General features: G+C 52.5%; 22 protein-coding genes. 13 read left to right on the top strand and 9 right to left on the bottom strand.

Annotation, left to right across the window (positions count from 1 at the left end; genetic code table 11):
* Positions 1-47: 47 nt before the first annotated feature.
* The 4 genes from glgC to AACH41_RS07900 are packed head-to-tail and all read left to right on the top strand — an operon-like array spanning position 48 to position 5,536.
* Positions 48-1,370: a glucose-1-phosphate adenylyltransferase gene (glgC, locus tag AACH41_RS07915; RefSeq protein WP_194747711.1), complete on the top strand. Its 1,323-nt coding sequence runs from the start codon at positions 48-50 to the stop codon at positions 1,368-1,370.
* A gap of 36 nt (positions 1,371-1,406) precedes the next feature.
* Positions 1,407-3,110, top strand: coding sequence for a glycoside hydrolase family 57 protein (locus tag AACH41_RS07910; protein WP_338654296.1), 1,704 nt, complete (start codon positions 1,407-1,409; stop codon positions 3,108-3,110).
* 28 nt (positions 3,111-3,138) lie between these two features.
* Positions 3,139-4,596, top strand: coding sequence for a 4-alpha-glucanotransferase (malQ, locus tag AACH41_RS07905; protein WP_194747708.1), 1,458 nt, complete (start codon positions 3,139-3,141; stop codon positions 4,594-4,596).
* Positions 4,589-5,536: an ROK family protein gene (locus AACH41_RS07900; RefSeq protein ID WP_338654295.1), complete on the top strand. Its 948-nt coding sequence runs from the start codon at positions 4,589-4,591 to the stop codon at positions 5,534-5,536. Before malQ ends, AACH41_RS07900 begins: the two co-directional genes overlap by 8 nt.
* On the opposite strand, the gene queG is transcribed toward AACH41_RS07900, so the two are convergent.
* A complete protein-coding gene (gene queG / locus AACH41_RS07895; protein WP_338654294.1) occupies positions 5,528-6,640 on the bottom strand; it encodes a tRNA epoxyqueuosine(34) reductase QueG in 1,113 nt (370 codons plus the stop codon). The genes AACH41_RS07900 and queG overlap by 9 nt on opposite strands.
* Here queG and tsaE point away from each other — a divergent pair.
* Positions 6,639-7,097: a tRNA (adenosine(37)-N6)-threonylcarbamoyltransferase complex ATPase subunit type 1 TsaE gene (gene tsaE / locus AACH41_RS07890; RefSeq protein ID WP_194747702.1), complete on the top strand. Its 459-nt coding sequence runs from the start codon at positions 6,639-6,641 to the stop codon at positions 7,095-7,097. The two genes, queG and tsaE, sit on opposite strands and share 2 nt — an antisense overlap.
* Complete coding sequence (locus AACH41_RS07885) at positions 7,088-8,413, top strand: N-acetylmuramoyl-L-alanine amidase (protein WP_338654293.1); 1,326 nt, start codon at positions 7,088-7,090, stop codon at positions 8,411-8,413. Before tsaE ends, AACH41_RS07885 begins: the two co-directional genes overlap by 10 nt.
* Positions 8,414-8,508: 95 nt before the next feature.
* Here AACH41_RS07885 and AACH41_RS07880 read toward each other — a convergent pair whose 3' ends face one another.
* On the bottom strand, positions 8,509-10,032 hold the full coding sequence (locus AACH41_RS07880; protein ID WP_338654291.1) for a helicase-related protein: 1,524 nt from the start codon (positions 10,030-10,032) through the stop codon (positions 8,509-8,511).
* A 34-nt stretch (positions 10,033-10,066) separates the two neighbouring features.
* On the opposite strand from AACH41_RS07880, the gene mutL reads away from it, so the two are divergent.
* The gene (gene mutL, locus AACH41_RS07875; RefSeq protein ID WP_338654288.1) at positions 10,067-11,956 is read left to right on the top strand and encodes a DNA mismatch repair endonuclease MutL; all 1,890 of its coding nucleotides are present in this window, start codon (positions 10,067-10,069) and stop codon (positions 11,954-11,956) included.
* Between the two features lie 33 nt (positions 11,957-11,989).
* On the opposite strand, the gene dinB is transcribed toward mutL, so the two are convergent.
* Together dinB and AACH41_RS07865 are read right to left on the bottom strand one after the other, a co-directional pair.
* A complete protein-coding gene (dinB, locus tag AACH41_RS07870; protein ID WP_338654286.1) occupies positions 11,990-13,147 on the bottom strand; it encodes a DNA polymerase IV in 1,158 nt (385 codons plus the stop codon).
* A gap of 407 nt (positions 13,148-13,554) precedes the next feature.
* The gene (locus AACH41_RS07865) at positions 13,555-14,040 is read right to left on the bottom strand and encodes an ester cyclase (protein WP_338654285.1); all 486 of its coding nucleotides are present in this window, start codon (positions 14,038-14,040) and stop codon (positions 13,555-13,557) included.
* A 146-nt stretch (positions 14,041-14,186) separates the two neighbouring features.
* On the opposite strand from AACH41_RS07865, the gene AACH41_RS07860 reads away from it, so the two are divergent.
* Positions 14,187-14,630, top strand: a complete 444-nt coding sequence (locus AACH41_RS07860; RefSeq protein WP_338654284.1) for a helix-turn-helix domain-containing protein — start codon at positions 14,187-14,189, stop codon at positions 14,628-14,630.
* Between the two features lie 4 nt (positions 14,631-14,634).
* Here the strand turns inward: AACH41_RS07860 and AACH41_RS07855 are convergent, their stop codons facing one another.
* The 5 genes from AACH41_RS07855 to AACH41_RS07835 all read right to left on the bottom strand — a co-directional run bounded on the left by AACH41_RS07855 (position 14,635) and on the right by AACH41_RS07835 (position 20,966).
* Entirely contained in the window at positions 14,635-15,348 is a 714-nt protein-coding gene (locus AACH41_RS07855) for an SAM-dependent methyltransferase (protein WP_338654283.1), read from the bottom strand.
* Positions 15,349-15,466: 118 nt separating this feature from the next.
* Entirely contained in the window at positions 15,467-16,906 is a 1,440-nt protein-coding gene (locus AACH41_RS07850) for a DUF4139 domain-containing protein (RefSeq protein ID WP_338654280.1), read from the bottom strand.
* A 94-nt stretch (positions 16,907-17,000) separates the two neighbouring features.
* The gene (locus AACH41_RS07845; RefSeq protein ID WP_338654277.1) at positions 17,001-17,597 is read right to left on the bottom strand and encodes a Maf family nucleotide pyrophosphatase; all 597 of its coding nucleotides are present in this window, start codon (positions 17,595-17,597) and stop codon (positions 17,001-17,003) included.
* A 61-nt stretch (positions 17,598-17,658) separates the two neighbouring features.
* Positions 17,659-19,506, bottom strand: coding sequence for a sodium-extruding oxaloacetate decarboxylase subunit alpha (gene oadA / locus AACH41_RS07840; RefSeq protein ID WP_275355360.1), 1,848 nt, complete (start codon positions 19,504-19,506; stop codon positions 17,659-17,661).
* A gap of 41 nt (positions 19,507-19,547) precedes the next feature.
* A complete protein-coding gene (locus tag AACH41_RS07835; RefSeq protein ID WP_275355359.1) occupies positions 19,548-20,966 on the bottom strand; it encodes an acetyl-CoA carboxylase biotin carboxylase subunit in 1,419 nt (472 codons plus the stop codon).
* Between the two features lie 340 nt (positions 20,967-21,306).
* On the opposite strand from AACH41_RS07835, the gene AACH41_RS07830 reads away from it, so the two are divergent.
* The 5 genes from AACH41_RS07830 (at position 21,307) to fabD (ending at position 25,379) form a co-directional block, all read left to right on the top strand.
* Positions 21,307-21,813, top strand: coding sequence for a YceD family protein (locus AACH41_RS07830; protein ID WP_338654271.1), 507 nt, complete (start codon positions 21,307-21,309; stop codon positions 21,811-21,813).
* A gap of 209 nt (positions 21,814-22,022) precedes the next feature.
* Positions 22,023-22,202, top strand: coding sequence for a 50S ribosomal protein L32 (rpmF, locus tag AACH41_RS07825; RefSeq protein ID WP_018985326.1), 180 nt, complete (start codon positions 22,023-22,025; stop codon positions 22,200-22,202).
* Between the two features lie 127 nt (positions 22,203-22,329).
* Positions 22,330-23,382 (top strand): phosphate acyltransferase PlsX, encoded by a 1,053-nt coding sequence (plsX, locus tag AACH41_RS07820; RefSeq protein WP_194747684.1) that lies wholly within the window; start codon positions 22,330-22,332, stop codon positions 23,380-23,382.
* Between the two features lie 48 nt (positions 23,383-23,430).
* Entirely contained in the window at positions 23,431-24,372 is a 942-nt protein-coding gene (locus AACH41_RS07815; protein WP_228518732.1) for a beta-ketoacyl-ACP synthase III, read from the top strand.
* 83 nt (positions 24,373-24,455) lie between these two features.
* On the top strand, positions 24,456-25,379 hold the full coding sequence (gene fabD / locus AACH41_RS07810) for an ACP S-malonyltransferase (RefSeq protein ID WP_338654262.1): 924 nt from the start codon (positions 24,456-24,458) through the stop codon (positions 25,377-25,379).
* Positions 25,380-25,389 lie beyond the last annotated feature (10 nt).

The raw sequence follows: 25,389 nt of genomic DNA, 5'->3' as shown, positions 1-25,389 counted from the left end.
ATGACTGTAGGCTGGTTCCCAGGATCAGGAAAAACAGGAATAGCATCATGTCTCAAGTAGCAGAGTTTGTTGAACGTCGTAAAGCCAACCGGCGGCAAGAACGTCCCTCCGACCGGTTTATCAGTAACCTGACGAAAAATACCGTTGCCATTATCCTGGCGGGTGGTCGTGGCAGCCGGTTAAAAAACCTCACAGACTGGCGGGCCAAACCGGCTGTACAGTTTGGTGGCAAATTCCGCATTATCGACTTCCCCTTGTCTAATTGCATTAACTCTGGCATCCGCCGCATTAATGTGGCGACCCAATACAAAGCGCAAAGCCTGATTCAGCATGTTCAGCGCGGCTGGGGCTTTTTGCGTGGGGAGTTTAACGAATACGTCAACATTATTCCTGCCCAGCAGCGTCTGGGCGAGGAATGGTACAAAGGCACGGCTGATGCGGTCTATCAGAATATTGATTTGCTGCGAGAGAATGGCGGCGAATATATTCTGGTCCTGGCCGGCGACCATATCTATAAAATGGACTACGGCAAAATGCTGGCGACGCATGCACGCAGCAATGCCGATATGACCATTGCATGCATCAATGTGCCGCTCGAAGACGCCAAAGGGTTTGGGGTATTGGAGGTGGACGCCACCGACCGCGTGATCGCCTTTGATGAAAAGCCAGCGCATCCCAAGCCTAGCCCGAACAATCCCGAGGTGGCTTTTGCCAGCATGGGTATTTATATCTTCAATGCCAAATTTTTGTACGAACAATTGATCCGGGATGCTTATGACCGCAAGTCACACCATGACTTTGGGCAGGACATTATTCCTTACATCATCAAAAAATACCGGGTACAGGCGCACCGATTTACCGATAGTTGCGTCGGTGCACAAGGCAACAACTTTTACTGGCGGGATGTGGGAACCATAGATGCCTACTGGGAAGCTAATATGGAGCTGACCAAGGTGATTCCAGAGCTCAATCTGTATGACAGTGAATGGCCGATCTGGACATATCAGGAACAACTGCCGCCGGCAAAATTTGTATTCAAGGATGAAGGCCGTACGGGCAAGGCGACAGACTCGCTGGTGTCAGGGGGCTGCCTGATCAGTGGTTCTTGCGTGTCTAACTCAGTGCTTTTTTCCGGCGTGCATGTAGCGGATTATTCCGATCTGGATGGCGCTGTAGTGCTGCCCAAGGTCAAAATTAACGAGGGGGTCATCATGCGCAACGCAGTGATAGACCGCGGCTGCGAGATTCCTGCTGGCATGCAGATCGGTGTCGATCTGGAGCGAGATAGAAAGCGCTTTCATGTCTCTGAAAAAGGCATCGTACTGGTCACACCCGACATGCTGGGCCAAGATTTATACCGTGTGAAGTAGTTTAAAAGTCATTGAATGAGTGAAAGAGGTTGAAGGATGTCCGATAAAAAATTGCTCTTGAATTTATATTGGCACATGCACCAACCGGATTACCGTGATCTGGTGACAGGCGAGTTTGTGCTGCCATGGACGTATTTGCATGCGCTCAAGGATTACAGTGATATGGCCTTTCACCTGGAGCAAAATCCAAACGCCAGGGTAACGTTCAATTTTGTACCTATTCTGGTGGAGCAGCTCGAAGATTATGCTGAGCAGTCACGGTCTGGACAGTGGCGCGACCCATTACTGCGTTTGCTGGCAGATCCCAATCTGGAAAACATCACGGATGAAGAGTGTCGCCTGATTGTGGACAGCTGTTTCAAGGCACACCATGAAAAAATGTTGAGTCCTTTTCCGCATTATCAGCGTTTGCTCAAGCTGTATGAACTGGTGGCGCCTATCATGCAAAACGGCCAGTTTCATTATCTCTCGGCGCAATTTAAAGCGGACTTGCTGGTCTGGTACCACCTGGCATGGACGGGGGAGAGCTTGCGCCGCAAAAACAAAACTGTGCAAACCCTGATGCAAAAAGGCGTGTTGTTTACCCTGGAAGACAGGCAAGCGCTGTTAGCCGTGATCAGCGAGACCTTGCAAGGCATTTTGCCGCGCTATCAGGCCTTGCTGAAAAAAGGCCGCATTGAAATGACCACCACGCCTTACTACCATCCCATCTTGCCATTGCTCATTGATTTGGAAAGTGCGCGTGACGCCATGCCCAATGCGCCGTTGCCGCAGTCAGCCACCTATCCAGACGGTTATCCGCGTGCGATTGCTCATGTGCAGGCGGCACAGCGCTATCATGAAAAAATATTTGGTCAGCCCGCCAATGGTATGTGGCCTGCTGAAGGCGCGGTCTCGCATCCTGCACTGTCGTTGCTGGCAGAGCAGGGCGTGGCCTGGGCAGCCACTGGCCAGGGTGTGCTTGCCAACAGCTTGCGTAAACTTGGGCTGCCGCACGACACGCCAGCGCAATACCTGTATCAGCCTTATAAGATCACCAATGGTCAGCAGGATATTGTGTGCTTTTTCCGTGACGACCATCTGTCTGACAAAATTGGTTTTGAGTATTCCAAGCAATACGCAAGCGAAGCGGTGCATGACTTTATTCAGTCGCTGGAGCATATCCTGGCTAACAGTGAAGAGACGCCGGTGGTTAGCGTGATTCTGGATGGCGAGAATGCCTGGGAATACTATCCATACAACGGTTATTATTTCTTGCACGAGCTCTATCAGGCGCTGGCGCAGCATCCGGATATCCAGATGACGACTTTTAGCGATATTCTCGCTTTGCAGCAGAAACACACATTGCCAGCGCCACGCTTGCTGGATGATATTTGCGCCGGGAGTTGGGTCTATGGCACCTTTAGTACCTGGATTGGGGAGCCGGCCAAAAACCGTGCCTGGGATCTGTTATGCGTAGCCAAGCGGCATTATGATCAACAGATACACCAACTTTCAGCCGAACAGAAACAAAAATGCCAGCAGCAATTGGCCCTGTGCGAAGGCTCGGACTGGTTCTGGTGGTTTGGCGATTACAACAGCGCCCAAAGCGTACAAAGTTTTGACCAACTCTATCGCCGTAATTTGAGCAACCTGTACAAATTACTTGGCCTGACAGCCCCTGCACATTTGTTACAACCCATCAGTCTGGGCGGTGGCGATGCCGAAAATGCAGGCACCATGCGCCGGGGCAACGCCTGATTCTTTCAACTGATTTGAATGCCAATCCATGACGCAACATAGACAAGCGGGTGTGCTGATGCACATCACTTCATTGCCTGAGGGCAATCTCGGCCCAGAGGCCTATCGTTTTGTAGACACCCTGGTCAAAATGGGCGTATCGGTGTGGCAGACCTTGCCGGTCAACCAGCCACATGGAGACCAGTCGCCCTATCAAAGTGTCTCCGCGCATGCAGGACATAGCGGCATGATCAGCGCGCAGCAATTACAGCTTGATGGCTGGTGTCTGCCCAATGAGCTCACGCTGAGTTTGCCTGCATTGATGGCTAAAGTCATGGCGCGCGTGCAGTCAGGCAGCGCCCCCACACATGGCGAAGGCCATGGCCTGTCCTGGTCCGGGTTTGCGAGATTCTGTCAGACGCAGCAATACTGGCTGGAAGATTTTGCCTTGTTTGGCTGCTTGCGTGAGCAGCACCATAATCAAAGCTGGCAGCAATGGCCACAAGCTTACCGCAAGCATGATCCACAAGCCTTACAAGCTTATCGGGTCACGCACCAGGAGCCGTTGACGCTGATTAAGTTTACGCAGTATGTGTTTTTTCAGCAATGGGCGCAGCTCAAGCGTTACGCCAATCAGCGCGGCATTCGCTTGTTTGGCGATATCCCGATTTTTGTCGCTTACGACAGTGCCGATGTCTGGGCGCATCCCGCATGGTTCAAGCTGGATGACACCCTGAACATGACCGTCGTAGCGGGTGTGCCGCCAGACTATTTCTCTGAAACCGGACAACGCTGGGGGAATCCGCATTACGACTGGCTGGCCATGCAAAAAGATGGGTTTTCATGGTGGCTGGGGCGTATCGATACGCAGGCACAGCTGTTTGATGTGCTACGGATTGATCACTTCAGGGGCTTGCAGGCCGCTTGGGAAATCCCCGCAGAAGAGCCCACTGCCATTAACGGGACTTGGCAAGAGGCGCCAGGTGAAGCGCTGTTAAACGCCATCACCGAGACCTTCCCGGAGCTGAGTCTGGTGGCTGAGGACTTGGGCATTATCACCGCAGAGGTGGATGCCTTGCGCCATGGATTCGACTTGCCTGGCATGAAAATTTTACAGTTTGCGTTTGGTGGCGGTGAAGACAATCCTTACTTGCCAGAAAACATAGAACAAAACAGCGTTGCTTATACCGGCACGCATGATAACGATACCACCCTGGGCTGGTACCTCACCGCGCCAGAGCATGTGCGTAATCATTTACATGATTACCTGAATCAACATCCTCCGCAAATGCCCGCAGCCCTGATTAAACTGACCCTGGAGAGCCAGGCCAAGCTGGCAATTATCCCCATGCAAGACATTCTCGCGCTGGACAGCCAGGCGCGCATGAACACGCCAGGCACCATAGAAGGTAACTGGTGCTGGCGCATGCAATGGTCGCAACTGAGTGAAGAGAAATTATTGTCTTTTAGACACAGTGTTGAAGAAAGTGGCCGCTTCCATGCGTGATGTGACTCCGGTTTATCGTTTGGGTCTGGATGTGGGCGGGACCAATCTGCGTTTAGGTGTGTTTTCTGATCTGCGCCTGATTGAAGAAACGCGTTTTGAGGCAAACTATTCTGCCATTTGCAAGCAGCACTCGCCAGCACAGGCCTGGCAAAAGATTATTGCGGTTACGGCAGAAGCCATCCAGCCATTGCTTGAAAAATATCCGACGATTCAGAGTATAGGCATTGGTTTTCCCGGCTTTATTGATCCGCACACGGGTATCCTGGCGCAATCGCCCAATTTACCGGGCTTGTTGAACGTGAATCTGGGCCACGATCTCGGTGCCCGGCTTGGTTTCAATATCCGGGTCGAGAACGATGCCAATGCTGCAGCCTTTGGGGAATTTAGCCTGCTTGGTCAGCCAGCTGGTGGTTTGCTGTATCTGGGCCTGGGCACCGGAGTGGGTGCCGGCTTGGTCGTGAATGGTCATGTTTGGGCCGGGCAGCATGGTTATGCGCTCGAGGCCGGGCATATTATTGTGGAGCATCAAGGCCGCTTGTGTGGCTGTGGTAACCGAGGTTGCGTTGAGCAATATGCTTCTGCCACCGGCATCAGCAGAGGCTATGCCGAGTTGACTGGCCAGACAAGGAGTGCTTTGGAGATTGCGCTGGCTGCGGAGCAGGGCGATGAACATGCGCGCGCAGTCTACGCGGATGCTGGTCGCAAACTGGCGCAAATGCTGGCGAGTGTACTCAAGGTGGTTGATGTCGGCACCGTTTTGATTGGCGGTGGCGTGGTTGCCGCATGGTCGCTGATGTCTGAGGCGTTTTATCAACGGCTGGAAGCTGACTTGATCCCGGTACTCAGAGGCAAGGTCGTGGTTCATCTATCTCGCTCTGGCGATATTGCGGGCATGCTGGGTGCTGCCTTGCTGGCCGAGTCCACTACCCGCTCAGCATAAGCCTTCATGCGCGTGCGCCTGGTGTTGCGCCAGTGCCCAGGCCACATGCTCCCGCACCAAGGCATTTTCATCCTGTGCCCGTGACTTCAGTGCTGCAATCACCGCCATCGACGTCGGCGCATTACCCAAGCCGACGGCAATATTGCGCAACCACTGCGTGTAGCCTATGCGGTAGATCGCGCTCCCCGCCATTTTTTGCTGAAATTCAGCTTCGGTCCAGCCAAAACAGGTCACCAGGCTCAGGCTGTCCAGCCCATGCCGTACCGCAAAGTCGGGCTCTGAGGTCTTGACGGCAAACTTGTTCCACGGGCAGGTTAGCTGGCAATCGTCACAGCCATACACCCGGTTGCCCATCAGTGGCCTTAACTCCTCGGGAATGCTGCCTTGATGTTCTATGGTGAGGTAAGAGATACAGCGGCGGGCGTCTAGTTCGTAAGGTGCAACGATGGCAGCGGTCGGGCAGACAGTGATGCACGCAGTGCAACTGCCGCAATGTGCAGAGGTGGGCGGGTCCACTGGTAGCGGCAGGTTGGTATAAATTTCCCCCAGAAAAAACCATGATCCCTGCTGGCGATTGAGTAGCAGCGTATGCTTGCCGCGCCAGCCCACACCGGCTTTGGTGGCCAGTGCTACCTCCATCACCGGCGCACTGTCGGCAAATACACGGTATTCAAAACTGCCAAAGGTCTCGGTGATGCGGGTACACAATTGCTGCAATTTTTGCCGCATCACTTTATGGTAATCGCGCCCCATGGCATAGCGGGCGACATAAGCCTGCTCAGGGCTCTCCAGCACCTGCCAGCCGTCGGCTGCATCTGCGGGCAAATAATTGAGGTTGACCGAGATCACGCGCAAGGTGCCAGGCACCAATTCTGCCGGACGGGTTCGCTTGGTCCCATGTTTTGCCATATAATCCATATCGCCGTGGTATTGTTTGTCCAGCCACTTTAAAAATTCAGGCTCCGCGGCAGACAAGTCGGTATCGGTAATGCCGATATTGCCAAACCCCAGTTCTCGCGCCAAGCCCTTGATGGTCGCTGCCATTTGCGCAGCGACATGAACATCAGGCAGTTGAATCGGGACGGGATGTGATTGATGTGACATGACAGAAACGTATTCTACACAGATTTTAAAAGACGAAGCAGCGACCGTGCATGCCGCAAGCGTGCTGGCAAAGCAATTGCAGCCTGGGCAGGTCATTTACCTGCACGGTGATCTGGGGGCCGGTAAAACCACGCTGGTGCGCGGCATGCTGCATGCCTTGGGGCATGTCGGCAAAGTGAAAAGCCCCACCTATACGCTGGTGGAACCCTATATGCTGCCATTCGCCACGTGCTATCACTTTGATCTTTACCGCTTTCAGGATGCAGAGGAATGGGAAGCTGCCGGCTTCCGCGATTATTTCAACCCTGCCAGTGTTTGCCTGGTCGAGTGGCCTGAGCGTGCAGCCGAGCTATTGCCTGTCGCAGACATCGAGATTCGCTTTGATATCCTGCCGCACGGCCGCGTGCTGCACATCACTAGTCAGCAGGCGTTGGCCTTGGAAACACTATGCCAGTAAAGCGTAAGCATTGCCTGGGCTGGCTATTGCCAGTCCTGTTATTCATCCTGAGTCAGGCCGCACATGCCGCTGAAGTCATCCTGGCCAATTTGCAGCAGCAAGGCGGTCAGGCACATGTCGAGCTTTTGCTCGACCAGCAAGTCAAATACCGTGTCTTCACGCTGGATAATCCATTCCGCGTGGTGATTGATATGGACGGTGTTGCCATCAGCCCGACCCTGAAAGCGCTCGCGCTGCAGTTGGATGCCCAACATCCTTACCTGTCTAAAATCCGCATTGCGCCGTTTACCGAGAAAACGGCGCGTATCGTTTTTGACATCAAATCTGATATTAAACCGCAGGTCACCGATATGAATGCGGGCAGCTCGCAACAACGCTTGGCCATCAGCATAGGCCCTGCGAGTGGTCCTGTCGAGTCAGCCATGGCGAGCCCGGTACTGACACCTTCCCGGCAATTGCAAGAAGTGCCACGTCAAGACGACAAACCCGCTGAAAAAGCAGCCGAGCCCACACCAGACAATGCCAATGCAACGGTGGAAAAGTCTGCCGAAAAACCGGCGGACAAAGTGACTGACAAGCCGGTTGAAAAAACACTCAAACAGGCAAAACCTGGCCAAAAACTCATTACCATTGCCGTCGATGCCGGTCACGGCGGTGAAGATCCTGGTGCACGCGGTTCCAATGGCAGCCACGAAAAGAACATTACTCTGGCCATTGCGCGCAAGCTCAAGCAACAGATCGATGCCGAAGAAAACATGCAAGCGATCCTGATCCGCGATGGCGATTATTTCGTGCCACTGGGAGACCGTGTCAAAAAAGCACGCGCGGCCAAGGCCGACTTGTTTATTTCCATCCATGCCGACTCGTTTGTGAACAGCACCGCCAAAGGGTCTTCTGTGTTTGCCCTGTCTGAGCGTGGCGCCACCAGTGCCGGCGCCCGCTACCTGGCGAAAAAGGAAAACGCGGTAGACTTGATTGGTGGTGTGGCGATTGATACCCGCGATATGGACCTGGCAAGAACCTTACTCGATTTGTCGCAAACGGCCACTATTCACGACAGTATCCGCATGGGTAAAGCCGTGCTGGGACGCATCGCTAAAATCAATACGCTCCATTCCAAGTATGTTGAACAAGCGGCGTTTGCGGTGCTTAAATCACCGGATATCCCTTCGATTCTGGTCGAGACGGCGTTTATCAGCAATCCTGAAGAAGAAGCCAGGTTGAATGATGATGCTTATCAGGATAAGTTGGTCAATGCGATTTTGTCTGGCGTGAAGTCTTATATTGCGACCAATCCTTCCTTCGCTAAAAAATAAGTGTTATTTATTTGGTTCAAAAGTTATTCGATGGTTGGGCTTATTTTTGCCTACAGGCGAAAAGGACACCGGAAGTGCGCTTGGTAAAAAATCTGTTAAAAGTATTGCCCCAATTCCGCCTCTCGCTGCGTCTTCCCATAGCCCGCCTGAACTCTCAACGCCCGACCAATAAAACCATTGAGCTTTTTCCTGGCGTCATCAATCAATGCGCTGTCCACAAAGATGCGTGGATATTGATACGATAACCAGCTATACAAGCTCAAATGCTGGCATATGAGTTCAGCCTGCTCCAGATATTGCGCCTGTTGGCCATTCAGCCATTCTGGCATTTGCGGCAATGACCTGGCTTGTTGCGTAGCGACGGCTTGCACGCATTGCACAAAATAGTCCCGTGCAATCGGCACCTGGATCGCGAGCGGGGCGCACATCAAGCGGTATTTGTCCCGCATGGAGAGTTGCGGTGCGGTTTGGTCGATCAGCATGGCTTGCTGGTGTTGCAGGCTTGTCACTTGCCACTGCAAGGCATACTGGCCGGGTGACCTGGCATATTGCTTGTGCAGGTACTCCATGCATTCGGCCAGTCGCCAGGTGGGGATGCGTTCACTCAGCGTTTCAATATCTTCGCCACCAACCGCAATCGGCAAGGCAAATGGTGGCACCGTGTCATCGGCGTCTAACATAGCCTGTAAATGCCATTGCTCGTCGTCTTCCAGGACGGTGACATAGCCCGTGTCATACAGGCCATGGCGTCCGGCCCGACCGGCAATCTGGCGCATTTCGGTGGCATTGAGCGGCCGTGAGGCGATGCCGTCAAATTTATGGATATTGGCAAAAATCACGCGGCGAATCGGCAGGTTGAGCCCCATGCCGATGGCATCTGTGGCGACCAGGATGTGCGCCTCGCCGCTGGCAAAACGCGCAGACTCGACGCGGCGGACTTCAGGCGAGAGGGCGCCATAGATGGTGGCGACAGACAGCCCCCATTGGCGGATACGCGCAGCCAGTGTGAGCACATCTTTGCGGCTAAAGGCGATGATGGCATCACCGGTGTGTAGTGCTTTGCGTAGTTTGGCGGCGTGGTAGCGTGCACCGCAAATACTATGTTCTTCGATCAGCAACGGTGTCATGCGCTGTAAATGGGTGAGAGTGTAGGGCTCGTTGAGCCTATCCAGCACGCGGGTACAGCTGCTGGTGACGCTGTTCGCCCCGCAGATAAATACTTGTTTTGCCGGGACCCCGACCAGCGCCGCTGTCCACGCACTGCCTCGGTCTGGGTCCATCAGCATCTGGATTTCATCAATCACTGCGACGTCTACGGCGTGGTCTGGCCGCAGCATTTCGATGGTGGAGGCGGTGTGTCTGGCACCGGGCACCATGACACGTTCTTCGCCAGTCACCAGATTGCAAGGGACGCCGGCCTGCATCAGCCGGTCGCGGACCTCCATTGCCAGCAGTCGTAACGGCGCGAGATAAACGCCAGACTCAGCCTGGCGCAGGGTTTCGAGTGCCTGATAGGTTTTGCCTGAGTTGGTGGGCCCGACATAAAAATGATGTTGGCGACCCAGCTGGCGGGCGAGGGTAAAGCGAGATAAATACGCCTGAAATTCTTCTGAGAACATACAGTCATTCTACCAAACGGTTTAAAATGCCAAGATGCAAATTAAACTTCTCCCCGATCAACTGATTTCTCAAATTGCCGCCGGTGAGGTGGTTGAACGCCCAGCCTCCGCCCTGAAAGAGCTGCTCGAAAACAGTGTGGATGCAGGCAGCACGCAGATTCAGATAGCCTTGCAACAAGGCGGTATCAAGCTGTTGAAAGTCACCGACAATGGTCACGGAATTGCCAAGGATGAATTGGCCCTGGCGCTGACACGGCATGCCACCAGCAAGATTGATAGCCTTGAAGATCTCGAACAAGTTGGCAGCCTGGGCTTCAGGGGCGAGGCATTGGCCAGTATTGCCTCTATCTCGCGTACTGTGCTCACCAGCCGTCAGCAAAGCGCCAGTCATGCCTGGCAAATCGCCGCAGAAGGCACGCAAGCGCCACAGCTGAGCCCGGCCGCACTGGATGCAGGCACCATTGTTGAGGTGCATGATTTGTACTTTAATACCCCGGCGCGGCGCAAGTTTCTCAAAACCGAAAATACCGAGTTTGGCCATTGTGAAGATGCCTTTACCCGCGTCGCCCTGTCGCGTCCGAATATCGGGTTTTTGTTGCAACACAATGGCAAAGCCATTAGCCGCTTGGCGTCCAATACCCCGCAGCAACGCATCACAGATGTGTTAGGGAGCGAATTTGCTGCACAAAGCCTCTGGCTAGAAGAGAATAGCGGTGGCTTGCGCCTGTGGGGGATGACCGCTTCGCCCACTTACCAGCGCCACAGCCGCGATAGCCAATATGTGTTTGTGAATGGCCGGTTTGTGCGCGACAAGCTGATTGCGCACGCCATCAAGCAAGCCTATCAGGATGTGTTGCACGGCGATAAACATCCGGCCTTTGTGCTGTTTCTTGAGCTGGATCCCTCCCTGGTCGATGTCAACGTGCATCCCGCCAAAACCGAAGTCCGCTTCCGCGAATCGCAAGCAGTACATCGTTTTATTTTTCATAGCCTGCACAAGGCCCTGGGCAAAACATCTGCCGAGATACAAGCCAGCCAGCCTGTGCAAGCGCCGTTTAATCCCTTCCGCCCAGGCACGGATGCCTCTGTGTTTAGCATGCCACGCGAACAAGTGGAAATGCCACTGCACAATCGCCCGGCCTTTGGCGGCAGCTACCCCCCCAATATCAGCAACGGGGGTGACATGGCGCAGCAGTTTTATGGTCAACTCTACGGCGACTTAAAACCGGCCGCGATGGATCAAGCGACCATCCTTGAAAGTAATTCTTTAGAGGTGTTTGCCTCGGTGGTGGCCTTGGATCAGCCGATACAACCCACGCCAGATCTGCCGCAACAATACCCGTTGGGGTTTGCGCTGGGGCAGTTGCATGGGATTTATATTCTTGCCCAAAACGCCCAAGGTATGGTGGTGGTCGATATGCACGCCGCGCATGAGCGCATCATGTACGAGCGCCTGAAAAATGCCTTGAGCGAGCAGGCCATCGCAACTCAGCCGTTGCTGATTCCCATCAGTTTTTATGCCGAAAAAGTTGAAGTTGCCACGCTGCAATCCTTGCAAGGCAGCGACACATTACAGCAACTGGGCTTTGAGTTGGCTACCTTGTCACCCACCACGATTGCCATTCGTGCCATCCCCAACATGCTGCAAGATGCCGATGCCGTCGCGCTGGCCCGTGCTGTATTACGCGACTTACACGAATATGGCGCCAGCCGCGTGCTGCTAGAACGCCAAAACGAAGTACTGGGTACCATGGCCTGCCACGCTGCCGTTCGTGCTAACCGGCAACTGACCATTACTGAAATGAACGCCTTGTTGCGTGATATGGAAGCGACTGAAAGAAGCGGGCAGTGCAATCACGGCAGACCCACCTGGTTTCAGGTGAGTTTGGCCGATTTGGACAAGATGTTTATGCGGGGGCAGTAGCCGTCTAGCCCCGGTTTTAAACGCGTGTGCGTCTTACTCGTCAAAGTCTAGGGTAAATTGCGCTGAATCTGTTTGGTCTATACGATCAGCACGCAGCAGACCGCTGGTTTTTACGCCTAATAATCGTATCCTTTTATCAAGATTTATCCTTTTCAGGCATTTTCCAGCAAAAAGCCGTAACGATTTCGCATCGCTGATCGCCGTGGACAAGGTGAGGTCACGCGTGACCGTTTTAAAGTCCTCAAAACGCAGCTTGATCCCGACCTTGCAGCAGGTATAGCCTTTCTTCTGCAGATCGTTGGCGACACGTTCACATAAGCGGGTAAATGCCTCGCTCAGCGCTGGTTTGTCTCTCACCGGATGCAAGTTGCGTTCGAAAGTGGTCTCCCTGCTCATGGAGACCGGGACGCTTTCTGTCACGACCGGTCTGTCGTCCTGCCCGCGGGAAACACGGTATAACCACCTGCCATAGCGATTGCCAAAATGTTGAACAAGCCAGGCTTCGCTCATAGCTGCGATTTGGCCTATGGTCTTAATCTGCAACGATTCGAGTTTTGCACTGGCTTTGGGACCAATGCCATTGATCTTTTTTGCCGCCATCGGCCAGATGCGGCTGGGGACATCTGACATCGTGATGACCGTGATGCCATCTGGCTTTTGCATTTCAGAGCATAACTTTGCCAATAGTTTATTGGGGGCGATCCCGACAGAACAGGTCAGGCCGGTGGCCGCAAATACGGCCGATTTCAGCTGTTGTGCAATCTCTGTAGCATCCCCTGGCAGGCTTGAAACATCGGCGTAGACCTCGTCAATCCCGATATTCTCCACCTGCGGGCTGATGCTGCGAATCGCTGCTTTGAACAACTGCGAGTAATGGCGATAGAGTTCGAAGTTGACCGGTAGCAAGACCGCATCGGGCGCGAGTTTGGCTGCCTGCATGGTGGGCATGGCCGAGTTCAAGCCTAGCGCCCGCGCTTCGTAGGTGGCTGTGGTCAACACGCCGCGCCCTGCGTAATCACGCAAGCGCGAGAATTCGCGTGTGCCATCTTCTCTGATCCTCGGCACATGTGAGGAGCCACCGGCCACCACCATGGGCAAGCCTTTCAACTCCGGGTAGCGTGACAATTCGCAAGATGCGAAAAAAGCATCCATATCAATATGTGCGATGCGTCTTAGCTCTTGGTCTGACATGTCCGGCACTCACTAATTGATCAGCAGATTAACAATCAGAAATTTACGCATAAAATGAAGTATCAAGGATGGCAGCCAAAGAGATAGAGGAGCTTGCAAAGCCGGATTATCCCACGATAGTACTTAAAAACAATTCTTGTCCAAGAGTGCTTTTTTAAACGGCCTCTACAATCACCATTGCTTTATCCGCTATGAAAACCGCCGTAAAAATAGCCCACTTGGGCGGCATATTCGTTCCGTTTCTCGGTAATGATTGTGTTGCATGCGTTTTTTCAACAGCGATGTACAGATTGATTAATACCGCGGTTGGATCATATAGTTTAAATCGCTTTAAGCAGTGCGGTAGCGGATATTGCTGTAGGCGCAAAAAAGGCCTATCTTGGATAGGCCTTTTTAATCGGTGAAAGTTACTGAATAACGCCTAGTTGTTTGAACAAGCCATAAGCATCCAGCACATCCCAGTGCTCGGCCAGTTTACCGTTCTCGATCCTGAAAATATCCACGGCGTAAATACTGTAGTGCTTGCCTGTAGCCGGGATACCTAACCAGTCGCCTTTTTGTGTCCCTGAATACACGCCATACGCCCAAACGGTATCCCCTTCGGCGACCAGCTTTTCCAGTTGATAGTGCCAGTCTGGTACAGCTTTAAACCAGGCACTAAAGAATTGCTCGAAGCCAGTCAGGCCTTGTGGCACGAGCGGGTTGTGTTGAATATAGCCTGGCTGCATGAAGTTGGGCAGTTGGCTCAGGTCTTTTTTCACAAAGACGGCAGTGGCAAAGTCTGCCAGCAGTTGTTTGTTTTGTTGCGTTTGGTCTTGTGCCATGGTGAGGGTTCCTTTGGTTATCAGGGTGGTGAATAGCAAGGTGGTGAGTAGCGATTTGAATAGATGCATATGGCTTCCTTAAGTGAGTTGAAAATGCTTGCGTGCTATAGGTGTTGCGCATCATAATTTCAATGGTTACTTTTAGTAAGTAGGCACCTTAAAGTAACTTATGCACTTGTCACTCACTTGAACGTCTTAGATACCGAGGGAAAGCCATGCTGGAAGAGATAGAACAACCGTTGCAGATTGTCACTAGCTGGAATGCGTATCAGGCAGCGTGCCCGACACGTTTGATGTTGAACCGGATAGCGGATAAGTGGACAGTGCTGGTGTTGGGGTTGCTGGAGAGTGAAACCAAGCGGTTTAGTACCTTGCAGCGTGAGATTGGCGGAATTTCACAGAAGATGCTGACGCAAACATTGCGTGGGTTGGAGCGGGACGGGCTGATTGCGCGTACGGTGTATCCTGAGGTGCCGCCAAGAGTGGAGTACAAGATAACACCGCTGGGGAACACGCTGGTGGGCCTGCTAGCCGCATTGCGTGACTGGTCTGAGACGCATATGGATGAGGTGTTGCAAGCGCAACGTGATTATGATCAGGCGCAGCAGGCAGCCTCCAATCCCGAGGCTACCTCTGGTGTGAGGGTAGTACGTTTTTGACCCCTTAGGCTAGCAGCAAAAAAACGGTCGGTTTTTTATGCAAATCAGGCAGGGGTGCTTTTTTCCAGTCAGCCACTGTTTTTGTCACAATCAATTCTTCTTTGCCTGACACATTGCACGCCACACATAATTTTGTTTGTGCTTGCAGGTTAGCAATCAGGTCTTCTAGTACATGCTGGTTGCGGTAGGGTGTTTCAATAAACAGCTGGGTCGCTTGCTGTTTTTTTGAGTCAAACTCAATGCCTTTGATGGTTCTGATACGTTCATTTTTATCGCTAGGAAGATAGCCTAAAAACGTAAATCTCTGGCCGTTCAAGCCGCTGACCATCAGTGCCAGCAGCAAGCTGCTGGGGCCGATGAGCGGGGTGACGCGTATGCTTTTGTGATGAGCGACGGCGGCGAGCGCGGCCCCCGGATCGGCGATACCCGGGCAGCCGGCTTCACTCATCAAGCCAACATCCATGCCCTGTTGCACAGGTTGCAGTAACTTTTGCAGGTCTTTATTCGGTGTATCTTTAGTCAGCACCGTGAGCGTGATTTCACGCATAGGCACTGGGTGCCCGCTGGCGCCTAGAAAGTGACGGGCCGTTTTTTCGTTCTCGACGATAAAGTGACGCAAGCTGTGCATGCGTTGTATGACCTCAGGCGGCACGACTTGTTGGGGCGTGGTGTCCTCGGTGAGGGGGACGGGAATAAAGTAGAGGGTTCCAGCAGTCATGGCAATCTTAATGAGTTAAACAGCGTGATTATCCCACGGCCAGACAGCAAAAAAGCATTCTTTTGCAAGAATGCTTTTGTTGACGCCCTTGAAGCATGTTGAGCGGGAGTGTGGCAGGCTAATATTTCACCTGCACACGATATTTCAGCGTGGTATCGCCATCGGCAGGCACATTGATTTTCCAGCTGGCCTGGTGGGCACTGGTTTTCTGGTGTGGCTGTGATTCGCTTAGTATTTTCCAGCTACCTGCAATCGGCTCTTGCACGGTGACGGTGACCGCTTCTTTTTTCGCGTTGTGCAAAGTGATGGTATAAGCGCTTTCATACACGGGTGGCTGGTTTTGCTTGCTCAGGTTTTTAAAGTCGGTTTGCACACGGTCAGCCGTCACATCAAAGGCATTGCCAAGTTTGAGGCGCACCGTGTCGTTCTTTGGTGTATGGTCGATCTGGTCTTCGCCCACAAACTGTGCCGTGCCGTCGTGATCTTTTTTGTAAACGCGCATGGTGCCTTTAGGCAGAGGAATGCCCAACTGGCTACTTTCTTTGTTATCAAATTCTACAAAGACCTGTACTTTGAGTTTTTTGTCGATATCAGGATACTGACCCTGGAAATAATACTCCGAGCCATTCAGTACCAGTTCTTTATGCGCCGGGATATGTTGCGCAGAAAGCAAGGCCACTTGTTTGGTTTGGTTTTCTGCAATGGTCGTGGGGCGTGGCAGGGTGTATAAATGATATTCGAGTAATGCTTGCTCGGTGGGCATGGCGGCTTCGGCGACCATGGCATCCGCGCGCATCATCATGGTTTTGGGGTGGATCACTTCACGCACACGGTTGACATCCCCTGCCACCAGTTGCACTTTTGCGTTGGGATAGCTGGTGCCGCTGGTATTGGTGAGCGTGACCCAGCCAGACAGATCTATCGCATCCTCTTTGCTGCTGAGCTCAGCGACATAGTCGGTTTTCCACTGCAAGCCACCTGTGAGGTAACTGAGCTCCAGAGTGGACTGTTCACCGCCTTTATATTGCAACTGCGTCGTCAGGGTTGGACGGTCTTTGAGCATGCCGGGGACGTTAGGATAGGCGATACGGCCCGGGATCACGGTTTCGATACGGTTACCTATTTTGAGCACCGGGCCATCCTGGGCAGAGAGTACGGTGGCTGTTTCTTCAGTTTCGGCACCTGTGGTCGGGTTGGTACGAATCACGGTGACTTGTTGGCCGACATATTTTTCCAGCAGTTTGTGCGGGGTGAGCAAGTCAAAGTCGAAGTTCTGCTCCAGCACCTGCAAGCTGGTGTTAGGGAGCAAGCTACGCAATAAGGCAGTTTCAGGCTTGATCTGCGCACTGACATCACGGAAAGAAACGGCAGACAGGCCGTTGCTTAACTTTAACTTGCGACTGTCTTTGACCAGCGCAAGGTCTTCATTGTAAATCGTCACCGCCACACTGGTCTGGTCAGATTGCGGGCTGGTGAGGGTGGTTTCCGCTTGTGCAGCGGCTGCGTACGTCAATGCAGCCGTCCCCATGGAGAAAAATAGCAGGGTGCTGAGTCGCATGTGTATCCTTTCGTTATGGGTTATTTGCGTTTTAAGCATGAGATTGCCTAAACGCAGTGGCCGTTCAAAAGTTAACACATGACTTTGTTTTATGCTATCGAGTTGAAGCCGATAATACGTCTACACCCGCTTGTCGCAGCATCTCGACCAAGGCAATCAAGGGCAGTCCTATCAGCGCATTCGGATCATCGCCCCGCATATAGTCCAGCAGCGCGATGCCCATGCCTTCAGATTTGGCACTGCCTGCACAATCATAAGGTTGTTCAAGGTGCAGGTAGGTCTCGATCTGGCTGGCACTTAAGGATTTGAATTTAACGAAATAGGGCACGATGGTGGCTTGCATGTGCTGCCGTTGGCTGTCATACAGGCACAAGGCACTATGAAAAACCACCTCTTTGCCGCTGAGCATGGTGAGTTGCGTGACAGCATTGGCATGATTACCAGGTTTACCTATCTGCATACCATCCACGGTCGCGACCTGGTCGCAGCCAATAATCAGCGCATCAGGCTGGGTTTCTGCCACTTTGCGGGCCTTGGCCTCTGCCAAGCGCAAAGCAGTCTGTTCGGGGCTTTCATTTGGCAACGGGGTTTCATCAATCTCTGGTGACAGGCAGGTAAACGGTAAATGCAGCTTTTGCAATACTTCACGACGGTAACGTGAAGAGGAGGCAAGAATCAGTGATTGTTTCATGGATCAGGCAGCTCAAAAGCAAAAATCCCTGAATTGCTTCAGGGATTTTTGTTGATTGTAATTATTCAGGTTGAATTTCAATCAGTGTTTCATCTGGCGTGACACTGTCGCCCTTGGTCACATGAATGGCAACCACGGTGCCCGATTTGCTGGCCTGGATCTCGTTTTCCATTTTCATGGCTTCGATCACCAACACGCCATCACCGGCATTGACTTTGTCACCCACATTCACTTTTACCGTCACTATCGTGCCTGGCATTGCCGTGGTGACGCAGCCTGGATGGTGAGGGCGTGGACGCCCACTCGCGGCGACTGCAGCGGCTTTTTTCTTGCTGCCGTTACTGCCGCCACCGCTGACTTCCATTTCGCTCAAGGTCTCAACAAACACTTCTTCAGAAATGCCGTCTACCTTGACATAGTAAGGTCTGCGTTCTTCACCCGCGTGACCGCTGCCGGTCAGCTTGATATGGTAGGTTTCACCGTGCAGGGTAATGTTGAACTCATTCGGCGCATAACGGGCGGCCGCTGTTTGCTGGGTGACCGCGTCTTTGCTCAACAATGGCTCTGGATTCAATGAGCCTGCATTGCGTTCTTGCAAGAAAGTTTTACCGATGTCCGGGAACATGGCATAGGTCAATACATCTTGCTCGTTATTGGCAAAGCGCTCGGCCTCGGACTGCAGCTTGACCATTTCCGGTTGCAGCAAGTCTGCTGGACGGCAGGTAATGACTTCAGCATCGCCGACCGCTTGTTTACGCACCTCAGCATTCACTGCCGCAGGGGCTTTGCCATATTGGCCTAACAAGTAATTTTTGACTTCGTTGGTAATGGACTTGTAGCGGCCACCGGTCAATACGTTCAGTACAGCTTGTGTCCCGACGATTTGTGAGGTGGGCGTCACCAACGGAGGATAACCAAGATCTTGACGCACACGTGGAATCTCGGCAAGCACCTCGTCCATACGGTTAAGCGCACCTTGTTCCTTCAGCTGGTTGGACAGGTTGGAAATCATGCCTCCTGGTACCTGGTTGACCAGAACGCGGGTATCCACGCCGGTAAACTCGCTTTCAAATTGCCAGTATTTCTTGCGCACTTCTTTGAAGTAGGCGGTGATTTCCTGCAACTTGCCCAAATCGAGGCCTGTGTCGTATTCCGTGCCTTTCAATGCGGCCACTAGGCTTTCTGTGGTCGGATGGCTGGCACCTTCGGAGAATGAAGAGTTGCAGGTATCAATAATATCCACGCCGCTTTCCACGCTCTTGAGCAAGACCATACTGGCCAGACCGGAGGTGGCATGGCTGTGCATGTGTACGGGCACGCTGACCGCAGCCTTCAGACCTTTGACCAGTTCGGCAGCCATGGTGGGTGTCAGCAGGCCGGCCATGTCCTTGACGCCAATGCTGTCACAGCCCAGCGCCTCAAGCTCTTTGGCCATGCTCACAAAGTAGGCCACATCATGCACCGGGCTGGTCGTAAAGGACAGGGTGCCGATGGCATGTTTCTTGACCGATTTAACGGCTTCAATCGCGGTTTTCAGGTTGCGGATGTCGTTCATTGCATCAAAAATACGGAACACATCGACACCGGCATCGGCTGCCTGTTTGACAAAGGCATGCACGACGTCATCAGAGTAATGACGGTAGCCCAGCAAGTTCTGGCCACGCAACAACATATTGATAGGCGTATTGGGCAAGGCTTTACGCAAGCTGCGCAGGCGTTCCCATGGATCTTCCTTCAAAAAGCGGACGCAAGCGTCAAAGGTTGCACCGCCCCAGGCTTCGAGAGACCAGAACCCAATCTCATCCAGCTTGCTGCAGATCGGCAGCATGTCTTCGGTGCGCATGCGCGTTGCAATCAGGGATTGGTGACCATCTCTTAAAACGAGTTCGGTGACATGTATTTTGCTCATAGTCTTGTCGATCTAAATAAATATCTTGCAATGCGGGTTAATCAAATACCTTCGTGGGCGGCAATCGCAGCCGCAATGGCGGCTGCCATCAACTCTTTGGGTAATCCTACGTCGTACTCAGTCAGCTCGGGGTGTTGCTCCACAAAACTGGTGTTGAAATCAGCGGCGCGGAAGTCCGGATGCTGCATGATCTGCTGGTAGTATGGAATGGTCGTTTTGACGCCATAGACAATCATGTCATTCAAGGCACGGCGACCGCGCTCAATCACGCTTTCCCAATCCAGAGCCCAAACCGTCAGTTTGGCACACATGGAGTCGTAATAAGGCGGAATGACGTATCCGCTGTAAATCGCCGCATCCATACGTACACCCGGACCGCCGGGCGCATAGTAGCGGGTGATTTTACCAAAGCTGGGCAAGAAGTCCTTTTTCGGGTCTTCTGCGTTAATCCGGTACTCCATGGCAAAGCCACGGAAAGCAATTTCACTTTGCTTGTATTGCAGCGGTAAGCCGGCCGCAACACGAATCTGCTGTTGAACAATGTCCACGCCAGTAATGGTCTCGGTCACAGTATGCTCTACCTGTAAGCGCGTGTTCATTTCCATGAAGTAAAAGTTATTGTCTGAATCCAGCAAGAACTCAACCGTGCCTGCGTTCTCATAGCCGACGGCCTTAGCCGCTTTCACACCCAGACCACCGATATATTCACGTTGGGCTTGAGTCAGTTGTGGAGAGGGGGCGATCTCGATCAGTTTCTGGTTACGACGCTGGATGGAACAATCGCGTTCAAACAAATGAATGACATTGCCATGTGAGTCGGCCAGCACTTGCACTTCGATATGGCGCGGATGCACCACGCACTTTTCGAGAAAGACTTCTGGCTTGCCAAAGGCTTTGCTGGCTTCTGAAATGACACGGTCATAGTTACTGAGTAGCTCTTTCTCGTTGTCGCAACGACGAATTCCGCGGCCACCGCCACCATTCGTCGCCTTGAGCATCACGGGATAGCCAATTTTATTGGCCAAAGTCACCGCGGCCTCTACCGATTCCAGATTGCCTTCACTGCCTGGCACGCAAGGAATGCCTGCGTTAATCATGGCATTACGTGCCTGGATCTTGTCACCCATTTGACGGATGACGTCGGCATCAGGACCAATGAACTTGATGCCGCGACGTGCGCAGACTTCAGCAAGTTCTGGATTCTCTGACAGGAAGCCATAACCAGGATGCAAGGCGTCACAGCCTGCAGCCACAGCAATGTTGACTATATTGTGTGCGTTCAGGTAGCCTGCGACAGGGTCTGAGCCAATGTTATAGGCTTCGTCTGCCTTTTTAACATGCAACGCATGGCGGTCAGCATCGGAGTAAATAGCTACCGATTTAATGCCCATTTCAGAGCAGGCACGTACGATGCGCACCGCAATTTCACCGCGATTCGCGACTAAAATTTTCTTAAACACACATTACCCTTAAAGCAAGAAAAAAGGACTAGAGTCTTTTAGTAACTCAACCGAGTTTTTCAATCTCCAGGAGACTGAATATAAAACAGTTCAAGTTGATTTGGTTGTGGTTTGGAGTCGTCTTTGCTACAGCAACAAATGGCCGATCAGGCAAACCGGCACCATGGGTGCGCCCTTGAACAGAGCGCCGCGTGATGCGGTGTCATTATAACAACAAACCTTGCGCTTAAACAGAGGCCTGTCATTTTAGTGCTGGCCTTGTCCGTGTTTTAGTCGTCAATGATCATTGAGTTTGTTATAGTGCCGGCTTAATAGTTGATTGAATTGTTTGGTAAAGATCATGGCGCATTTTCAGGAGCTGGCAAAGCAGCAAAAAACCGTTGAGGGGGCGTTAGCGCTGAGCGCTATGCCCAGGTTACATGAGGCGTTGCAAGCGCTAGGAGTGACGGATGCGGCCGCCCTCGACGGCATGCAGGTGCATTATCGGTTGCAAGGCTTGCCATCCCGCTATTTTGGTGAGGTGTCGCTGCCTATGCTGGCGCTGAGTTTGCAGGCGACTTTGCCGCTGGTGTGCCAGCGCTGCTTTGAGCCCATGCCAGAGTCGCTAGAGATGACCTTTGAATTTGCGCTTTGTGATGAGCCGCCGGAAGCATTGCTAGAAGATGAAACGGTGGATTGGCTGGAATCTACGGATGAGTCGTCACTGGAAGTGTTGGTCGAGGATGAGTTGTTGATGGCGCTGCCTATCTCTGTCATGCATGAAGAGGCGTGTACACAATTACAGCAGTCTGCGGGTGAAAAGCCGAATCCATTTGCTGTGCTCAAGCAGTTGAAGCTGGACAAATAACCCCGTAAGCTGGGTGTTCATGCCGCGAATCATGGCAAATAAACCAATGAAAAGCGATATTTGCATGATTTATTTGCAGTTGTCCCTGAGTTATTTTATAATGCTGGATTAGGTAGCATTTTTAATTTATTAATAACCGAGTTTGTTTTATAAACTGTCATTGAGCTTCGATACATGAGGTGTGGCGGTTTGATATTGGAGTAACTTAAATGGCCGTTCAGCAAAACAAAAAGACACCTTCCAAGCGTGGTATGCACCGTTCCCACGACTTTTTGACTAACCCACCTTTGGCAATTGAGCCAACCACAGGTGAAGTGCATTTGCGTCATCACGTGAGCCCTAACGGTTTTTACCGTGGCCGCAAAGTGATGCCTGCAAAAGGCGAATAATCGCCACATTAAAGCTAACCGCTTTAAAACGCGCCGCGCAGTAAAATGCGCGGCGTTTGCGTATCTGACGTAAGCCGCTGTGATGGCTGCGCTTAAACGCGCAAAGTTAACAAACTTGGAAAATCACATGACAACTGGTCAACACGTGCATTCACATGAAGTAGTGATTGCCATTGATGCCATGGGAGGAGATCACGGTCCGCATGTGACTGTGCCCGCGGCAGTTCGAATTCTGAACGAAAATCCTGAATTAAACATTATCCTGGTCGGCCTGCAAGAGGCAATTGAATCCGAGCTTAAGGTCTTGAATGTCCAGCCGGGGCCGCGATTGCGTATCCGCCATGCCAGTGAAGTGGTGTTGATGGATGAGTCGCCACAAAGTGCGATGAAGAACAAAAAAGATTCTTCTATGCGGGTGGCCATTAATATGGTGAAAACGGGAGAAGCGCAGGCTTGCGTGAGTGCCGGTAACACCGGTGCGTTGATGGCGACCGCACGTTTTGTCCTCAAAACCTTGCCCGGGATTGACCGGCCAGCCATTGCCTCGACTTTACCCTCTGAAAAAGGCAGTACATTTATGCTGGACCTGGGGGCGAATGCCGACTGTACACCTGAGCATTTGTACCAGTTTGCCATTATGGGCGCGATGGTGGTGAGCTGTCTGACCAATAAGCCGAATCCAACCGTGGGCTTGCTCAATATCGGTTCTGAAGATATCAAGGGCAATGAGGTGGTCAAGCAGGCGGCGGAGTTGTTACGCGGCAGTCATTTGAATTTTTACGGCAATGTAGAAGGCGACGATATCTTCAAGGGCACGACAGATGTGGTCGTTTGTGACGGTTTCGTTGGCAACGTATCGTTGAAAACCACCGAAGGCCTTGCGCATATGATGGGTAAATTCCTCACCCAGGAATTTAAACGTAACTGGTTGACCAAGTTAATGGCGCTGGGCGCTTTTCCGGTGCTAAAAGCCTTTAAAAAGCGGGTAGATCCAAGACTTTATAATGGGGCAAGCTTTTTGGGCTTGCGTGGCATTGTGGTCAAGAGTCATGGTGGCGCAGACAGCGTGGGCTTTTACCATGCGATTCATGTCGCGATGGAAGAGGCGCAGAGTGGTGTCCTCAAGCGTATTCAGTCGCAGTTGGAGATTGAGCATCTGACGACCTCCGAGCAACCCTGAACCCCTTTTTGTTAGGTGTTTCAAACCAATTAAGGCATAATCGCACGAATGATTTACGCTCGCATTGCAGGTACTGGAAGCTACCTGCCACCCCATATTTTGACCAATGCCGATCTGGAAAAAATGGTGGATACCACCGATGAGTGGATTTACGCCCGAACTGGCATCAAACAACGCCACCGCGTCACGGATGAGCGTACCAGCGATCTGGCGACCCACGCGGCGCGTCAAGCGATTGACGCGGCCGGCATCGCGGCTGAACAGATCGACCTGATTATTGTGGCAACAACCACGCCTGACAAGATTTTTCCAAGTGTGGCGACCATGGTGCAACGCAAATTGGGCATCAGCGGCTGTCCCGCTTTTGATGTGCAGGCGGTATGCAGTGGTTTTGTCTATGCGCTGACCACCGCCAACCAGTTCATCAAGTCTGGCCAGTCCCGCAATGTCCTGGTGATCGGGGCGGATACATTCACCCGTATTACTGATTACAGCGACCGTAGCAACTGCATTTTATGGGGCGATGGTGCCGGTGCGGTGATCCTGCAAGCCAGTGAGCAACCCGGTATTCTTTCTACCCACATCCACGCCGATGGTAACTACGAAACCTATTTACATGTGCCGCGCAATCCTGATGGGCCTGACACGGTGGTGATGGAAGGGAATCCGGTGTTCAAAATGGCGGTCAATACACTGGATCAGATCGTCGATGAGACGCTGGAAGCTAACCAGATGCAAAAGTCAGATATTGACTGGCTGGTGCCGCATCAGGCTAATATCCGTATTTTGCAGGCAACGGCCAAAAAACTGGAAATGCCAATGGATAAAGTCGTCGTGACGGTGGATCGCCATGGCAATACCTCTGCAGCCTCAATTCCACTCGCACTGGATGTGGCTGTGCGTGACGGTCGCATCCAGCGTGGACATACCTTGCTCATGGAGGCCTTTGGTGGTGGATTTACCTGGGGCTCAGTCCTGGTGAAGTACTAACCAGTGATGACAGTACCAAGGTTCAACAATGAAGCATGCCGTGCTTGCATGACCGTTTTAATTGAATAAATAACTGAATCAATATGTCTAAATTTGCTTTTTTCTTTCCTGGTCAAGGTTCACAGTCTGTGGGCATGATGCAAGGACTTGCAGCCCATGCCATCGTTAAACAAACCTTTGACGAAGCCTCTGCTGTGTTGGGGGTAGATTTCTGGAAAATGGCCACCGAGCCAAATGAAGAAATTAATCTGACGGAACACACACAACCCATCATGCTGACCGCCGGTATTGCTACCTGGCGTGTTTATCAGGCGCTGGGTGGCCAGTTGCCAACCGCGATGGCGGGTCATAGTCTTGGTGAGTACACTGCACTGGTTGCAGCCAATGCCATTTCGTTTGCGGATGCCTTGCCACTGGTAAAATTTCGCGCCCAGGTTATGCAGCAAGCCGTGCCGGAAGGCCAGGGGGCCATGGCTGCGATCTTGGGGCTGGATGATGATACCGTGCGTGCTGTTTGTAACGAGGCGGCACAAGGTCAAGTCTTGCAGCCTGTTAACTTCAACTCACCAGGCCAGGTTGTCATTGCCGGTGACAAAGCGGCGGTTGAACGTGGTATGGAGTTAGCCAAGGCGAAAGGGGCCAAGCGTGCGCTCGCATTGCCTGTCAGCGTGCCTTCGCACTGCGACCTCATGCAGCCAGCGGCTGAAAAGCTGCGCGAATATCTCAATGGCGTGAATGTACAGGCGCCGGTTGTGCCTGTCTTGCATAACGCCGATGTCGCAGCCTACGCGGATGCCGCGCAGATTAAAGACGCGCTGGTTCGCCAGCTCTATAGCCCGGTCCGCTGGGTGGAGACCGTGCAACAGTTGGCTGCACAAGAGGTGCTGAGCGCCGCTGAATGTGGCCCCGGCAAGGTGCTGGCTGGTTTAGCCAAGCGCATTGTGGCCGAGGTGAGCTGTGTTGCGCTCGTCAATGACGAAGCCATGCAAACATTGATTACGCAATAAGGGAGAGACC

Origin of the sequence: Methylophilus sp. DW102 (genome assembly GCF_037076555.1) — a bacterium.
GTDB classification, from domain to species: domain Bacteria; phylum Pseudomonadota; class Gammaproteobacteria; order Burkholderiales; family Methylophilaceae; genus Methylophilus; species Methylophilus glucosoxydans.
Note: the sequence above shows the minus strand (reverse complement) of the source record. Positions and strands in the feature narration are given on the sequence as shown.

Bases quoted from the DNA above. Each gene is read 5' to 3' on its own strand.
- AACH41_RS07900 (WP_338654295.1), top strand. From the start codon at position 4,589: ATGCGTGATGTGACTCCGGTTTATCGTTTGGGTCTGGATGTGGGCGGG.
- mutL (WP_338654288.1), top strand. From the start codon at position 10,067: ATGCAAATTAAACTTCTCCCCGATCAACTGATTTCTCAAATTGCCGCC.
- AACH41_RS07910 (WP_338654296.1), top strand. From the start codon at position 1,407: ATGTCCGATAAAAAATTGCTCTTGAATTTATATTGGCACATGCACCAA.
- queG (WP_338654294.1), bottom strand. From the start codon at position 6,640: ATGTCACATCAATCACATCCCGTCCCGATTCAACTGCCTGATGTTCAT.
- oadA (WP_275355360.1), bottom strand. From the start codon at position 19,506: ATGAGCAAAATACATGTCACCGAACTCGTTTTAAGAGATGGTCACCAA.
- AACH41_RS07885 (WP_338654293.1), top strand. From the start codon at position 7,088: ATGCCAGTAAAGCGTAAGCATTGCCTGGGCTGGCTATTGCCAGTCCTG.
- tsaE (WP_194747702.1), top strand. From the start codon at position 6,639: ATGACAGAAACGTATTCTACACAGATTTTAAAAGACGAAGCAGCGACC.
- AACH41_RS07845 (WP_338654277.1), bottom strand. From the start codon at position 17,597: ATGAAACAATCACTGATTCTTGCCTCCTCTTCACGTTACCGTCGTGAA.
- AACH41_RS07815 (WP_228518732.1), top strand. From the start codon at position 23,431: ATGATTTACGCTCGCATTGCAGGTACTGGAAGCTACCTGCCACCCCAT.
- plsX (WP_194747684.1), top strand. From the start codon at position 22,330: ATGACAACTGGTCAACACGTGCATTCACATGAAGTAGTGATTGCCATT.
- glgC (WP_194747711.1), top strand. From the start codon at position 48: ATGTCTCAAGTAGCAGAGTTTGTTGAACGTCGTAAAGCCAACCGGCGG.
- dinB (WP_338654286.1), bottom strand. From the start codon at position 13,147: ATGTCAGACCAAGAGCTAAGACGCATCGCACATATTGATATGGATGCT.
- malQ (WP_194747708.1), top strand. From the start codon at position 3,139: ATGACGCAACATAGACAAGCGGGTGTGCTGATGCACATCACTTCATTG.
- AACH41_RS07880 (WP_338654291.1), bottom strand. From the start codon at position 10,032: ATGTTCTCAGAAGAATTTCAGGCGTATTTATCTCGCTTTACCCTCGCC.
- fabD (WP_338654262.1), top strand. From the start codon at position 24,456: ATGTCTAAATTTGCTTTTTTCTTTCCTGGTCAAGGTTCACAGTCTGTG.
- AACH41_RS07855 (WP_338654283.1), bottom strand. From the start codon at position 15,348: ATGACTGCTGGAACCCTCTACTTTATTCCCGTCCCCCTCACCGAGGAC.
- rpmF (WP_018985326.1), top strand. From the start codon at position 22,023: ATGGCCGTTCAGCAAAACAAAAAGACACCTTCCAAGCGTGGTATGCAC.
- AACH41_RS07865 (WP_338654285.1), bottom strand. From the start codon at position 14,040: ATGCATCTATTCAAATCGCTACTCACCACCTTGCTATTCACCACCCTG.
- AACH41_RS07860 (WP_338654284.1), top strand. From the start codon at position 14,187: ATGCTGGAAGAGATAGAACAACCGTTGCAGATTGTCACTAGCTGGAAT.
- AACH41_RS07830 (WP_338654271.1), top strand. From the start codon at position 21,307: ATGGCGCATTTTCAGGAGCTGGCAAAGCAGCAAAAAACCGTTGAGGGG.
- AACH41_RS07850 (WP_338654280.1), bottom strand. From the start codon at position 16,906: ATGCGACTCAGCACCCTGCTATTTTTCTCCATGGGGACGGCTGCATTG.